The sequence below is a fragment of the Halomonas sp. genome, assembly GCF_052095695.1.
Lineage (GTDB): Bacteria > Pseudomonadota > Gammaproteobacteria > Pseudomonadales > Halomonadaceae > Vreelandella.
In genome coordinates, this window is sequence record NZ_JBQDLQ010000075.1 from 2,398 (window position 1) to 16,719 (window position 14,322).

Sequence of the window (14,322 nt, forward strand, 5' to 3'; positions counted from 1 at the left end):
TTCCTCAGATTTCCACCGGGGATATGCTGCGCACGGCCATTAAAGATGGCACTGAGCTGGGCCTAAAAGTAAAAGAGATCATGAACAGCGGCGGCTTGGTATCAGACGACATTATTATCGATCTGGTTAAAGAACGCATCGGCCAGCCGGACTGCGAAAACGGCTTTCTATTCGATGGTTTTCCACGCACGATCCCCCAGGCTGACGCGATGAAAGAAGGCGGTGTAAAGCTGGATCACGTAGTGGAGATTGCCGTGCCCGATGAAGAAATCGTCAATCGTTTAGCCGGGCGTCGCGTTCATCCAGCCTCTGGCCGTGTCTACCACGTTGAGCATAATCCACCCAAAGAGCCGGGCAAGGATAATGTCACTGGCGAAGCGCTTATTCAGCGTGAAGATGATCAAGAGTCCACGGTGCGTAATCGTTTATCGGTTTATCATGATCAAACGGCCCCGTTGGTCGATTACTATCAGCAATGGGCAACGGAAGATGCTGAAAGCGCCCCGCAATACCACCGTATTGAAGGTGTAGGCAGTGTGACCGACATTACCCGCCAAGTGAAAGAAGCGCTGAGCTAAGTCGCAAAACGCACTACATTGGCTATATACAGAACTTTGATGATGGCTCGCTTTAAGCGGGCCATCGTCGTGTTAGCGTGGTGTGGGTATAATGTCGTAATGTTTCTTTCGAGTGGCCCTTTGCTATGCCGTTATATTTGCTTGCCCTTGACGCCTCATCGAGCGCTTGCTCCGTCGCTCTGCTGCGCCAAGAAGACGCCTCTGACACTGGGCATCTAGCGCCCGAGAACCTAACGCCAGAACATCCGAAGATCGAATGCCTGGCACGTTTTGAAATGACGCCTCGCGCCCATACGCGTCGATTACTGCCAATGGTAGATGAAGTGCTTGCCGAGGCGCAGGTAACCCCAGCTCAGCTTGACGCCGTAGCGTTTGGTCGCGGCCCAGGGTCGTTTACCGGGTTGCGCATTGCCGCGGGTGCTGCCCAGGGGCTTGCCTTTGGTTTGGACCGCCCGCTCCTGGGTATTTCTACGCTGGAAGCCCTTGCCCTTCAGGCACACCGGCGCTATCACCTGCGCCATGTTGTGACGGCTATCGATGCCCGTATGGGCGAGATCTATGCCGCAACGTGGCATTGCCTGAAAGACACTATTACGGTGATGAGCGCGGAGGCCGTGTTAGCCCCAGAGGCGATGCGCCTGCCCAGCGGAGAAACCGACTGGGTCGGCGTCGGCAGCGGCTTTACGTTATGGGAGCGCTTCACGACTGATGTGCAGCTTAGTATGCCCCAGCACTTGTGTGACCTTGAGCCTCGCGCTGAAGAAATGGCATGGCTAGCGGCGCGTGACTTTGCTGCTGGGCTTGGCCAAGCGGCGCATTTGATTCTACCGGTTTATCTGCGTAATGACGTTGCTTGGAAAAAGCCCGCGTGATCGGTGTGCCGAGTGACCTTGAGAGCGATATTAATAACATCGCTTTGCCAGCGGGTTTGCGCCTAATACAAGGCGATGAAGGGCTGGCGCTGGTGGGTGATGAGGATCGCTACGGGAAGCCGCTAAGCGTCGATTTTACGGCGGGCAAGGCTGCCCATCGACGCCGCTTTGGCGGTGGGCGTGGTCAGCTAGTCGCCAAAGCCTGCGGGCTGAGCAAAGGCGTATCGCCGAGCATTGTTGATGCAACTGCAGGGCTGGGGCGCGATGCCTTTGTACTCGCAAGCCTCGGTGCGCAGGTGCTGTTAATTGAGCGGGTAGCGGCGATTGCAGCGCTGCTGGAAGATGGCTTAAAGCGGGCATTGAAGCATAGCGAGACGGCAGATATTGCTGCACGCATGATGCTCGCACACGGCGATGCTGCTCAATCGTTGGCGCAGCTGGTTGCCAGCGCCTGTTTTACGCCGCAGGTCATACATCTTGATCCTATGTTTCCCCACCGTGAGAAGTCCGCGCTGGTGAAAAAAGAGATGCGCCTGTTTCGCGAGCTCGCCGGTGATGATAACGATGCCCCGCGGCTGCTTGAGGCAGCGCTGGATGTGGCGACGCATCGCGTGGTCGTTAAGCGTCCGCGCAAGGCGCCGCCTATTGCTGGGCCTGCGCCTCAGCACACGCTAGAAGGCAAAACCAGTCGCTATGATTTATACGTCCATCGTTCGTTAGTACGGTAGCTCACCGCTAACGCAAGGAGTACCCATGCACAATGCGTGGCGAGAAGGGAATCATTTTACGTTGCTGCCAGAAGCCACGCGCTTTCTTCCGGCCATGTTGGAAGCGGTCAATGCCGCGCAGCACTATGTGCTGGTCGAACTTTATCTGATGGAGTCTGGCGAGCTTGCTAGTCAAGCTATTGATGCGCTCATTGGCGCTGCAGGGCGCGGCGTCTGCGTCTGTTTGCTACTCGATGGCTACGGCTCGATGGGGCTGTCCCGTGATGATCGACAGCGGTTGAAGCAGGGTGGTGTTCAGCTACGCTTTTTTAACCCGCTAGGCTTTCACTCTTTAGCCCTAAACTTGAGCCGCGATCACCGTAAAATTGTCGTTATTGACGGTGAGCAGGCGTTTACCGGTGGTTTTGGTGCGGTCGATGAGTTTCTCAATGCTTGGTATGAGATTGCGCTGCGTATTGAGGGGCCGGTAGTGGCTGACTGGGAGCTGCTATTTCGGCGGCTGTGGCATTCGCGGCTAACGCGCGCCGAAAAGGGTGATGAACGTGCGGTCGGCCTGCCTGAAAGGCGCGAGCCGCATGAACAGCCTAACGGCATGCCAGGGCGTGCGATGTCGGCACGGGGCTATCGTTATCAAGCCATTCGTCATTCATTGCACGGGCGTGTGAATAACGCCAAAACGCAGCTGTGGCTATGCACACCGTATTTTGTGCCAACGTTTGCCCTGCGCCGCCGCTTAGTTCGAGCGGCGCGGCGCGGTGTTGATGTCCGCTTGCTGCTGCCCGGTGCTAAGCATGATCACCCCGGCGTTCGCTTTGCCGGTCAGCGTTTTTATCAGACAATGCTTAAGGCCGGAGTGCGTATTTTTGAGTTCCAGCCGACGTTTATTCATGCCAAGTTTGTACTCGCCGACGAGTGGATAAGTATCGGCTCGTGTAATTTTGATCACTGGAACTTGCACTGGAACCTAGAGGCCAATCAAGAGGTAATGGACCCACGGCTGGCAACTGAAGTACGCCAGATGTTTGAGCGCAACTTTGCCACCAGCCAAGAAGTGGATGCGAAAACGTGGGCAGCGCGCCCCTGGGGGCAGCGCGCCAAAGAGTGGGTCTATGGGATCCTAGATGCGATGGTGACGCGTATTAAATAGCGCTTGAAGCCCACTCTTGAAACCTGTTCTTGAAACTCGCTCTGAAAATTAGCACATGGAAGTTTGCAAGAGCGCCTAGCGTTTTTTACCTTTAGCGGGAGTTTTCTTGCGCGGTTTAGGCTTGGGCGTTTCCGGCGGTACGCGGTAGTGCAGATAAAGATCCAGCACCAGCTCCGGCAACTGTACCACTAGCGACTCTTGGCGCTGCTGGTCCTTGGCCAGCTCGACCATGTCTGGCTCGTCGTCGAACAGGCCCGATAGCAGCATGAACGGCAGTAATAGGGTGGCGGCAGCCTCTTCATCGTCCTGGAACCAGGCGCTCTCATCGCTGAAGACGCCTTCCATGAAGCCCGCACACCAATCGCCAATCGGGGTGTCTTCAGCAGGTTCGCCGCCGAGCGTCAGCTCGAAAGGTAGTTCCGGTAAGCCGCCTTGTTCCAGTACCGCCACCGCATTGTCACGCAGCAGGGTAAGTAGCGTAATAATCTCATCGCGTTCGGCGTCATCGGCGTAACGCGGCTCACCTTGAAACAGCTCGGCCAGCCACTGGGCGGGCGGCAGCTCACTTGGCGCGACGGCAAGCGCGACTAAGAATCCATGGGCGGAGATTAGATCCAGGGCGTCTTCATCCACTTGATCTGAAGCAAGGAAGTCGTCCAATCTATCCAACTGCTCATCGTCGAGCAGTGGTTGCGGTGGCATGTTCGGTTCTTGGGTGTCGCTACGCTCTGCCATGAGTAAAGCCTCATTAATGCGAATCGGTCATCATCGGATACTATGTATCCCTATCAACGTGTACCTATTACGGCTAGTTTATCACTAATGAGTACTATACCTCTGCCTCCATGGCCTGCTGCCGAACTGGCCGCCATGACGACAACCGATTTGCACCATGCCGCGCGCGCGCGCGTAGAGCAGGCTTGGCAACGCTGCTGTGAGGTATGTCCGCCGCTACCCGCTCCAACGGTTTGGTTTGACTTGCGAGGCGCCTGCGCTGGACAGGCGCATCTCAGCCGTGGCGGCTTACGCTTAAACCCAGTGCTGCTGAGTGAAAACCGCACGGCTTTTTTTGATGACGTTATCCCACATGAAATGGCTCACTGGCTGGTATTTCATTTAGATAATGGCCCACGCTTGAAGCCTCACGGACGTGAGTGGAAAACGGTGATGCGGGATCTGTTCGGTTTGGCGCCACGCGTGACGCATCAGTTTGATGTTCAACAGGCACAGTCCGCGCCTTATCGCTATCAGTGTGGTTGTCGGATTCATCGTTTTACACCCAGGCGCCATGCGCTAGCGGCAAGCGGACGTGGATATCGCTGCCGACACTGTGTTAAGACCTTGGTCTACGCACCAGAAGATGTGCTTTGATATTATTTTAAATATTTGTTTTTTAAGTAAAATTTTTTAATACCAATGTCTAAAGGGAAGCTTGCTCGCGGAGGTTTATGCTAGAGGAACCTTATTAGCAGTCGATAGGCCTGATAATACTCAGCCCACGTCACAAAGCACGCCATAAAGACAGGTATCGGCAACAGTTTCTTTAGCACGATCATTTATTTAGAAAGTGCATTTTCACGCACAGAGGCAATGTCATGAGCAATCAACAGAAAGTCTATCCGGTGCGCGACGATTTCGCCGCCAAAGCATGGGCCGACAAAGCTAAGTATGAGGCCATGTATCAGCAGTCGCTGGACGATCCGGAAGCCTTCTGGGCAGAGCAGGCCCAGCGCCTTGACTGGGTTAAGGCACCTACTAAGATCAAAAACACCTCCTTTGCGCGTGATAACGTCGATATCCGTTGGTTTGAAGATGGATTGCTTAACGTCAGCGCCAACTGTTTGGATCGCCACTTAGACAAGCGTGGCGATCAAACCGCGATTATTTGGGAGGGCGATAACCCCAATGAATCCAAGCACATTAGCTATCGCGAGCTGTACGCACGCACGAACCAGCTAGCCAACGCGCTAAAAGAGTTAGGGATTGGTAAGGGCGATACCGTCACGCTGTATATGCCGATGATTCCTGAGGCCGCTATGGCGATGCTTGCCTGTGCGCGCATCGGTGCGGTGCACTCGGTGGTATTTGGCGGCTTCTCTCCAGATGCGGTTGCCCAGCGCGTGATTGGTTCGGACTCCAAGCTTGTGATCACGGCCGATGAGTCGGTGCGCGGTGGCAAGCACGTGCCGCTTAAGGAAAACGTGGATTCCGCACTGACCCGCGAAGGCACTGACGTATGCAAAAATGTACTGGTGGTGAAGCGCACCGGTGGTGACATTGACTGGAAAGAAGGTCGTGATATTTGGTTTGATGCGCTTGTCGACAAACAGTCAAGCGAGTGCGAAGCCGAAGCCATGGGAGCGGAAGACCCGCTATTTATTCTGTATACCTCAGGCTCTACAGGCGCGCCGAAAGGACTCAAGCACACCACCGGTGGCTACCTGACCTACGCCGCTATGACTCACCAGTATGTGTTTGACTATCAGGATGGTGAAGTTTACTGGTGTACGGCGGATGTCGGCTGGGTAACCGGTCACAGCTATATCGTATATGGCCCGTTAGCGAACGGCGCGACGACCCTTATGTTTGAGGGCGTGCCGAGCTATCCGACCCACGGTCGGATGGGCGAGATCGTTGATAAGCACAACGTTAATATTCTTTATACTGCGCCCACGGCGGTGCGTGCATTAATGGCGCACGGCGACAACGTTATGGATTCGAGCAAGCGGGACAGCCTGCGCCTGCTTGGCTCTGTAGGTGAGCCGATCAATCCGGAAGCCTGGGAATGGTTCTATCGAGTTATCGGCAACGAGAATTGCCCAATTGTCGATACCTGGTGGCAAACCGAAACCGGCGGGATCATGATTGCCCCGCTGCCTGGTGCCACGCCGCTTAAGCCTGGTTCTGCGACCGTACCGTTCTTTGGTGTGAAGCCGGCCTTGGTCGATAATGAAGGCAATATACTTGAGGGTGCCACCGAAGGTAACCTGGCTATTCTTGATTCTTGGCCGGGGCAGGCGCGCTCTATCTGGAATGATCACGAGCGCTTCATCCAGACTTACTTTTCGACCTATGACGGCATGTATTTCACGGGTGATGGCTGCCGCCGCGATGAGGATGGCTACTATTGGATCACCGGGCGCGTTGATGACGTGCTCAACGTGTCTGGTCACCGCATGGGGACCGCCGAGATTGAGTCATCATTGGTAGCACACAGCGCCGTTGCTGAAGCGGCCGTGGTAGGCTTTCCGCATGATATTAAGGGGCAAGGGATCTACATCTATGTCACCTTGAATGACGGTATCGAGGAGACTGACGAGCTCAAAAAAGAGCTGACGCAGTGGGTTCGGAAAGATATCGGTCCGATTGCATCGCCTGATGTCATTCAGTGGGCGCCAAGCTTGCCGAAAACTCGTTCCGGTAAAATCATGCGGCGCATTCTGCGCAAGATAGCCGCAAACGAGTGCGATGGGCTAGGCGATACCAGCACCTTGGCTGATCCGTCGGTGGTCGACCAATTGATTGAACATCGCGCGAATCAATAGCGGCGATATTTTTCTTTCAACAGCATTCTTTCAATAACATTGGCGGTAATGCGCCATTTTAATTAAACAGTGCCGGCCCGTGTAGGTCGGCACTGTTGTGTTGGTTGATATGAATTTTTCTTTGTATGAGTTTTCAATGGTACGATCGGTCAATTACAAATTGTGCATGTGATGCTTGGGCATGATGAGGCCCATGGGGTACCATGCTTCAAACCGCAAGAGCCTAGCGTCGGGGTAGCAGACAGCCCCGCTGTTCAAGGAACCGGAGAAATATCCATGGCAGTAGCTCATAAGTTTATCGTCGCTGACGATCACCCGCTGTTTCGTGCAGCGCTGACCCAAGCGTTACGCCAGTTAGCTCCCCAGGCGGAAATTGTCGAAGCAGATACCATGGAAGCCACTAATGAAGTGGTGAATCGCCATCCCGATGCTGACTTGATTCTCCTGGATCTGCATATGCCGGGTGCCCACGGCTTCTCTGGCTTGATTCAGTTGCGTGGTCAAATGCCCGATATTCCCGTTGCTGTCGTATCTGGAAGCGACGAGCCTTACGTCGTTCGTCGTGCTATTGACTACGGCGCGTCGGGTTTTATCCCTAAATCTTCGTCTCTACAACTAATTGCTGAGGCCGTCGGTGAAATTCTTAAGGGTGAAGTATGGTTGCCCGAGGCATTAGCTAACGTACTGGAAGAAACCAGTGAAGAGGAGTCGCGCTTTGCTGAAGCGATTGCTTCGCTAACCCCCCAGCAATTTCGCGTATTGAATATGCTGACGGAAGGGCTGCTGAACAAACAGATCGCCTACGAGCTGAGCGTTTCGGAAGCGACGATCAAAGCGCACGTGACCGCGATTTTGCGTAAGCTGGGCGTGCACTCACGTACCCAGGCCGTCATTGCTGCCCAGAAGTTGGAAGTTGAGCCACCGAAGGTTGCATCGTAAGCGCTTACTAGCACGTTACGCGGCGCTTAACGCGCCGCGCGATTGGCCTGTAACGTACGCGTCAATAACGCCCGCAGCGCAGCTGGTTTAACCGGTTTTAGCAGCAGTTGGTAACCCGCCCGTTTGATTTCTTCAGCAACAGCTTCAGTTCGGTCAGCGGTGATCACAATGCCCGGCACTGCTCCTTCAAAGCGCTCGCTAAGCGCCTCCAGCGCCATCAAGCCAGTCACTTCATTATCCAGGTGATAGTCAGCCAGAATAGCATCGGGCTCACCGTCCATATTACGCAGAATGGATTTCGCTCCCCCAATGCTAGTGGCCGTAAATACTTCGCAGCCCCACCCGCTTAGCATGGCCGTCATGCCTTCTAGAATCAGCGTTTCATTGTCGATACACACGATACGCGTACCGTTCAATTTATGACCACTCCGGCGCATTTGAGGCTCGAGATCGGATGCGTTAGCTTCCCGGGCCGCCACTGTTGGCACGCTGACCGAGAAAACTGCGCCTTTGCCTACCGTAGAGCGCACTTTGATAGGATGATCCAGCACACGGCTCATGCGATCAGCAATCGAGAGACCTAGCCCCAGCCCCTTTTCGCTTTCTTTATGCCGCGAGACTTGATCCAAGCGACGGAATTCTTGGAAAATTTCGGTCAGTTTAGATTCAGGAATGCCAGGGCCGCTGTCCCACACTTCAATAGAGAGCCAGCCATTTTGGCGGCGACAGCCCAGCAGTACCCGGCCCTCTTGGGTATAGCGAATAGCGTTAGATAAGAAGTTTTGTACGATACGCCGCAGCATCTGAGGATCTGAGTCGACCCACAGCTGGGTCGGCACTACTTCTAAATCCAGCCCTCTGTCGTCAGCCATTACCTCAAACTCGGCGCGCAGTGGGCGAAAGATATTCGCCAGTGGGAAGTGATTGCGACGTGGCGTTAAGGCGCCAGCATCTAGTTTAGAGATATCCAGCAGGGTGCTGAGCAGCTCCTCGGCCGCCTGGAGCGAGTTATCGATATGGCCAACGATGCGCTGGGTATCTGGGGTAGTGACATTTTGCATTAGCGCCGATGTAAACAGCCGGGCAGCGTTAAGAGGCTGCAGTAAATCATGGCTGGCCGCGGCGAGAAAGCGCGTTTTAGAGGCGTTGGCATCTTCCGCCAGCTGTTTAGCCTGGCGCAGGGCGAGCTCTGCCTCCGCGCGCACTCGGTTCTCCTGGCGCAGTGCTGCGTTGGCCTCCGAAAGCGCCTGAGTTCGCTCACGAACGCGCTCTTCAAGCGTTTCGTTGGTTTCCTCTAGGGCAATCTCAGCTTGGCGGCGCTCGGTAATATCTTGATAAAGGGCAAAGAAACCCAAAATAGTTTGGCTGTCGCCAAAGTGGGGCGTGTAGGTCACGAGCATATAGCGCATGGCCTCGTTAACGCGCAGCGAGACTTCAAAGCTCACGCGCTCTCCGCTTAATGCACGGGTAACCCAGGGCGTGCGCTCCTCGGCCTGTTTGACCTGAAGCACGTCCTCAAAACGACGGCCAATGACCGCGTTGCGATCAATATTAAAGGCCTGCTCGTAGGCGCGGTTGGTAAATAAGTAGCGACACTCTTTGTCGAAATAGGCGATCAGCGCGGGCACGTTGTCGGTATAAATTCGAATATTGTTTTCCGAGCGGATCAGCGCCTCTTCGATACGCTTTTGCTGGGTAATATCCTGATAGGTATAAACAAATCCGCCGCCCGGCATCGGGTTGCCCTGAACTTCCAGCACGCTGCCATCCTGGCGATAGCGCACGTAACGATGAGGCTGGCCTTCGCGAATATTGTCGAGCAGAAGCTGGACATGTTCTTCTGGATCTCCCGGGCCATATTCGCTGTTGTGGGCGTTGTAGCGGAAGATGCGATCAATTGGCGCACCGACGCGAATGAGGTGGTCCGGGAAGCGGAAGAGCTCCAGATAGCGCTGGTTCCATACCACCAGGCGCAGGTTCTGATCGACTACGCTGATGCCCTGATTAATATTTTCGATAGTGGCTTGCAGCAGCGCTCGGTTGAACTCCAATACCTGTGATGCTTCATCGACAATTGAAATCACGTCCGAAATGCCGATGCCCCGGCCTTGAAGCGCCGAGTTGACCACAATCCGAGCAGATGATGCGCCGAGCACTGAGGCCAGAAAGCGCTCGGTAAACTGAATAATATCAATCGATGCGCGGGTGCCGTCGTCCAGCGGTTTGCCCGTGCGGCGGGCGTAGTCTTCAAAGGCGCGGCCTACTTGGCTGGCGCCTAGAAAACGCTCGCAGAGCACTTTTAAATCGCCCACGGTGGTTGCCCCGGTCCAGGGCCGGTTGACCGAGGTCTGGCGTGTTTCCACGCTATCGACAAACAGTGATGCCTGAATACGCTCAACTACTCGCTGAGAGGTGACCTGGGAGACAAAAATGTAGCAAAACAGGTTAATCCCAAGGGACAGCATCACACCGTGGGTAAAGCTATCGCCCAAATTAAGCCCAAAGAGTGCCGTTGGCGATAGCCAGTTAAGCCCAAGCGGTCCACCTTCAAGCCACAGGGTTGGCAGCACGCCGGCATTGATCATGGCGGGCATTAGCAGGCTATATACCCAGATCGCGAAGCCGGCGTTCATGCCAACGATAACCCCGAATCGATTGCCGCGCTTCCAGTAAAGCCCGCCAATCACTGCGGGTGCAAACTGCGCTGCGGCCGCAAACGACAGCATGCCAATAGAGGCCAGCGAGGTGAACTCAGCAAGCAGCTGGTAAAACCCGTAGGCCATGGCCAGTACAGCGACAATCGTCAGGCGACGAGTGCGCAGCACCAGACGGCCATAGTCGCGTGCTTTGGTATCAAACCAGCGCAGGCGGAAGAGCGCTGGAATGATAATTTCGTTGGAAATCATGATAGATACCGCCACCGCAGCGACAATCACCATGCCCGTTGCAGCAGAAAATCCGCCAATAAAGGTGAGTAGCGTCAGCCACTGGTGTCCTGACGCCACCGACAGCGCCAGGACGTAGGTGTCGGGCTCTACGCCGGTTTCAGAAAATAACAGTAGCCCGGCCGCGGCTAGGGGCACTACAAAAAACGCAATGGCTAGCAGATAAAGTGGAAACAGCCAGCGGGCTTTGGAGGCATCGTCAGGGTGGATGTTTTCCACCACCGCCACGTGAAATTGGCGCGGCAAGCAAAGAATCGCCAGCATGGCGAGTAGTGTTTGCGCCCAGAAGCTTTGGCCAAAGTCCTGATTGGCGAGCTGGCGCTGGAGCTGAAGCTGGCTCTCGGCATGGCCCATTAATTCCCCTAGACCGCCAAACATACCCCAGGTGACAAAGGCGCCGAGCACCACGAAAGCCAGCAGCTTGACCAGCGATTCAAATGCGACCGCATGAATTAATCCTTCGTGATGTTCGGTGGCATCAGTGTGCCGGGTGCCGAATAAAATCGCGAAGATAGCCATGACAATGGCGACATAGAACGCCGTATCGCCAAACAACGGCGTATGAGTTACATCGGTGGCGTCGGTGAGTACGCTAAACGTGGTGGAAACCGCTTTCAGCTGTAGAGCAATGTAGGGAAGGGTTCCGACTAGCGCAACGAGACTGGCAAAGGCGGCCAACGATTGAGTTTTGCCGTAGCGGGAGGCAATAAAGTCGGCAATAGACGTAACGTTTTGGTGCTTAGCAACACGGATCATTTTGGCCAGCACGGGCCAGAAAAGTAAAAACGTTAATATGGGCCCAACAAAGATACTGGCGAACGACCAGCCGGCTGTAGCGGCTTGCCCTACGGCACCGTAAAAGGTCCATGAAGTGCAGTAAATCGCCAACGCTAAGCTATAGATAGTCGGACGCCGGCGGGTGGCGCCATGCGTGCGCGCTCGGCGGTCACCGTACCATGCTATGCAAAACAAAACGGCAATATAGAGGAACGATACCGCGACCAGTAGCCCGCCGTGAAACATGCTTTTCTCCCGCCAGAGTTTGCGATCCGCTTAACGTGCGCTGCTGATAAAAGGCCTTATTCTAGGCGAAATATCGCGCGCTGTACGATCATTGATACGCAGGTTTGCTGGCGACAGTTAAAGCCTATGTGGCACAGACGTTGAGAAGTAGGGGGGAGCTATCGCGCAACGTGCGTATCTGCTCAAGGATGGGGGCGCGTGTCTCTTTATCGAGTGGGACTAATTCGCGGTTTTCGCAGTTAAGCAGATAAGGCTGGGTGATGATGATGTCCGTGTAATGGCGTTCAAACTGATAAAGGATAAACTCTGCTAAGCGGGCGCCATTTTGCTCGCTGAGACGAATGTTTTCGCTGTCGATCACGCTAAATTTCGTGGTCATGGGGATCGCAAACGTCCATGGGCGCCATACTGCCGTGGAGGTGTCGCTGGAAATCACCGTGGTGGTAGCGGGAAGCTGGGCCTGCTTATGCTCAAACCAGCTGTATTCCACCTGAACCTGATAGCCCAACATCCCCAGCCCGCCAAATACTGGCACTATCCATTTGGGTAGCCGTTTGCCGCTCAGCGTACGCAGTATTAGACCGATCCCTGCGGCCGCCAGGCCCGCAAACACGGCGGCGATCAAATGCCATATCATAAATTATCCTTATTAAAAGACATCGGGCCTCCCTGAGGAAGCCCGATGGTGGGTCGATTCCAAGGCGTGATCACCGCATTACGCTAACACGCCAGGAACGATTATGACTTAGTGATCTATTGCCATGCCAGCACCTTTCGGATAGCGAACGCTTTCCACTAGGTCCTGAATTTCTTGCGGCGGAGCTTTTGTCACGCTAGAGACCGCAAAGGCAACGGCAAAGTTAATCATTGCACCTACTGCACCGAAGGAGAGTGGCGAGATGCCTAGGAACCAGTTGTCAGGCGTGTTTGCCAGCATGTTGGTACCCGAAACAAAGAACCAGCCCAGATAGGTGAAGATATACAGCAGGGTGCTGATTAAGCCTGCCAGCATGCCGGCAATCGCGCCTGAGTTGTTCATCCGCTTAGAGAAAATACCCATCATCAGCGCTGGGAACAGCGATGCACCGGCAATGCCAAAGGCCAGGGCGACCGTTTGTGCTGCAAACCCAGGCGGGTTGAGCCCCAAATAGGTGGCCAACAATATCGCACCGCCCATTGAAATCCTTGCCGCCAGCATCTCGCCTTTTTCGCTGATTTTTGGGTTGATCATCGTTTTGATCAAATCGTGGCTGATGGCTGAAGAGATGGCCAGTAGCAAGCCCGCCGCGGTAGAAAGCGCCGCTGCGATGCCGCCTGCTGCAATCAAACCGATTACCCAGCCGGGTAAGTTGGCGATTTCAGGGTTAGCGAGTACCAGGATGTCATTATTCACACTGAGCTCGTTACCTTCCCAACCACGATCGGTGTAGTCAACGGCATCATTGTAAAACTGAATGCGGCCATCGTTGTTGATGTCGTTGTAGGTGATCAGCCCAGTGTCTTCCCAGGTACGGAACCACTCAGGGCGCTCTTCGTATAGGATCGGCGTTTGCGCCGCTTCTTCGTAGTTCTCAACCTGCCCCCCCATCTCTGGATAGACCGTGGTCATCAGGTTCAAGCGAGCCATGGAACCTACCGCTGGTGCGGTGAGGTAAAGTAGTGCAATGAAGACTAATGCCCAGCCGGCAGACCAGCGCGCGTCGGCCACTTTAGGCACGGTGAAAAAGCGAATAATAACGTGAGGAAGACCGGCAGTACCGACCATCAGCGACAGAGTGAACAGCACCATGTTGAGCTTGTTATCTACATCAGCGGTGTAGTCTTGAAAGCCAAGTGCGCTTACGACGCTGTCCAGTTTCTCAAGCAGCGGCACGCCGGATTCGGTATGCGTACTGAACATCCCGAACATCGGAATGGGGTTGCCAGTTAACTGCATGGCAATAAACACCGCAGGGATAGTGTAGGCAACAATCAACACCACGTATTGAGCAACCTGGGTGTAGGTGATGCCTTTCATACCGCCAAATACGGCGTAGAGGAAAACGATTAGCGCGGCAAGCCAGATACCCCAAGTGTTGCTAACTTCCAAAAAGCGAGAGAAGGCAACGCCTGCGCCGGTCATTTGACCGATAACGTAAGTAACGGAGGCGATAATCAAACATACAATCGCGACGAGACGCGCGGTATTGCTATAGAAGCGGTCACCGATGAAGTCTGGCACGGTGAACTTACCAAACTTACGCAAATAAGGCGCTAGCAGCATCGCCAGAATCACGTAGCCGCCGGTCCAGCCCATTAAGAAGGTGGAGTTCGCGTAGCCTCCAGAGGCGAGCAAGCCAGCCATAGAGATAAACGACGCCGCTGACATCCAGTCCGCCGCGGTAGCCATCCCGTTGGTGATAGGATGAACGCCGCCGCCGGCCACATAGAAGTCTTTCGTCGAGCCTGCTCGTGCCCAAATCGCGATGCCGATATAAAGGGCAAAGGAAGAGCCGACGAACAGTAAGTTAATTGCAAACTGGCTCATACCGGCTTACTCCCCAAG

At 54.7% G+C, this 14,322-nt stretch carries 11 protein-coding genes; 7 read left to right on the forward strand and 4 right to left on the reverse strand.

The window, feature by feature from the left end; genetic code table 11:
- The 4 genes from adk to ACTH5D_RS13750 all read left to right on the forward strand — a co-directional run.
- A partial coding sequence (gene adk / locus ACTH5D_RS13735) for an adenylate kinase (protein WP_441672187.1) occupies positions 1-578 on the forward strand: 578 nt, incomplete at its 5' end.
- A gap of 125 nt (positions 579-703) precedes the next feature.
- Positions 704-1,450: a tRNA (adenosine(37)-N6)-threonylcarbamoyltransferase complex dimerization subunit type 1 TsaB gene (gene tsaB / locus ACTH5D_RS13740; RefSeq protein ID WP_096278237.1), complete on the forward strand. Its 747-nt coding sequence runs from the start codon at positions 704-706 to the stop codon at positions 1,448-1,450.
- A gap of 5 nt (positions 1,451-1,455) precedes the next feature.
- Positions 1,456-2,178 (forward strand): class I SAM-dependent methyltransferase, encoded by a 723-nt coding sequence (locus tag ACTH5D_RS13745; RefSeq protein ID WP_096282291.1) that lies wholly within the window; start codon positions 1,456-1,458, stop codon positions 2,176-2,178.
- Positions 2,179-2,203: 25 nt separating this feature from the next.
- The gene (locus ACTH5D_RS13750; RefSeq protein WP_096278239.1) at positions 2,204-3,325 is read left to right on the forward strand and encodes a phospholipase D-like domain-containing protein; all 1,122 of its coding nucleotides are present in this window, start codon (positions 2,204-2,206) and stop codon (positions 3,323-3,325) included.
- A 75-nt stretch (positions 3,326-3,400) separates the two neighbouring features.
- Here the strand turns inward: ACTH5D_RS13750 and ACTH5D_RS13755 are convergent, their stop codons facing one another.
- Positions 3,401-4,060: a YecA/YgfB family protein gene (locus ACTH5D_RS13755; RefSeq protein ID WP_096278241.1), complete on the reverse strand. Its 660-nt coding sequence runs from the start codon at positions 4,058-4,060 to the stop codon at positions 3,401-3,403.
- 87 nt (positions 4,061-4,147) lie between these two features.
- Here ACTH5D_RS13755 and ACTH5D_RS13760 point away from each other — a divergent pair, with 87 nt between their 5' ends.
- The 3 genes from ACTH5D_RS13760 (at position 4,148) to ACTH5D_RS13770 (ending at position 7,809) form a co-directional block, all read left to right on the forward strand.
- Complete coding sequence (locus tag ACTH5D_RS13760) at positions 4,148-4,696, forward strand: SprT family zinc-dependent metalloprotease (RefSeq protein ID WP_096282292.1); 549 nt, start codon at positions 4,148-4,150, stop codon at positions 4,694-4,696.
- Positions 4,697-4,920: 224 nt separating this feature from the next.
- Positions 4,921-6,870 carry an acetate--CoA ligase gene (gene acs, locus ACTH5D_RS13765; protein ID WP_096278243.1) on the forward strand — a complete coding sequence of 650 codons (1,950 nt, stop codon included), beginning with the start codon at positions 4,921-4,923 and terminating at the stop codon, positions 6,868-6,870.
- Positions 6,871-7,146: 276 nt separating this feature from the next.
- Positions 7,147-7,809: a response regulator gene (locus tag ACTH5D_RS13770; RefSeq protein WP_096278245.1), complete on the forward strand. Its 663-nt coding sequence runs from the start codon at positions 7,147-7,149 to the stop codon at positions 7,807-7,809.
- 26 nt (positions 7,810-7,835) lie between these two features.
- Here the strand turns inward: ACTH5D_RS13770 and ACTH5D_RS13775 are convergent, their stop codons facing one another.
- The 3 genes from ACTH5D_RS13775 to ACTH5D_RS13785 form a co-directional block, all read right to left on the reverse strand.
- Positions 7,836-11,777, reverse strand: coding sequence for a hybrid sensor histidine kinase/response regulator (locus ACTH5D_RS13775; protein ID WP_096278247.1), 3,942 nt, complete (start codon positions 11,775-11,777; stop codon positions 7,836-7,838).
- Between the two features lie 124 nt (positions 11,778-11,901).
- On the reverse strand, positions 11,902-12,414 hold the full coding sequence (locus ACTH5D_RS13780) for a hypothetical protein (protein WP_096278250.1): 513 nt from the start codon (positions 12,412-12,414) through the stop codon (positions 11,902-11,904).
- Between the two features lie 108 nt (positions 12,415-12,522).
- Positions 12,523-14,304 (reverse strand): sodium:solute symporter family protein, encoded by a 1,782-nt coding sequence (locus ACTH5D_RS13785; RefSeq protein ID WP_192536232.1) that lies wholly within the window; start codon positions 14,302-14,304, stop codon positions 12,523-12,525.
- Between the last annotated feature and the right edge of the window lie 18 nt (positions 14,305-14,322).

Coding starts and splice junctions, on each gene's coding strand:
- ACTH5D_RS13775 (WP_096278247.1), bottom strand. CDS start 11,777: ATGTTTCACGGCGGGCTACTGGTCGCGGTATCGTTCCTCTATATTGCC.
- acs (WP_096278243.1), top strand. CDS start 4,921: ATGAGCAATCAACAGAAAGTCTATCCGGTGCGCGACGATTTCGCCGCC.
- ACTH5D_RS13760 (WP_096282292.1), top strand. CDS start 4,148: ATGAGTACTATACCTCTGCCTCCATGGCCTGCTGCCGAACTGGCCGCC.
- ACTH5D_RS13780 (WP_096278250.1), bottom strand. CDS start 12,414: ATGATATGGCATTTGATCGCCGCCGTGTTTGCGGGCCTGGCGGCCGCA.
- ACTH5D_RS13770 (WP_096278245.1), top strand. CDS start 7,147: ATGGCAGTAGCTCATAAGTTTATCGTCGCTGACGATCACCCGCTGTTT.
- ACTH5D_RS13750 (WP_096278239.1), top strand. CDS start 2,204: ATGCACAATGCGTGGCGAGAAGGGAATCATTTTACGTTGCTGCCAGAA.
- tsaB (WP_096278237.1), top strand. CDS start 704: ATGCCGTTATATTTGCTTGCCCTTGACGCCTCATCGAGCGCTTGCTCC.
- ACTH5D_RS13755 (WP_096278241.1), bottom strand. CDS start 4,060: ATGGCAGAGCGTAGCGACACCCAAGAACCGAACATGCCACCGCAACCA.
- ACTH5D_RS13785 (WP_192536232.1), bottom strand. CDS start 14,304: ATGAGCCAGTTTGCAATTAACTTACTGTTCGTCGGCTCTTCCTTTGCC.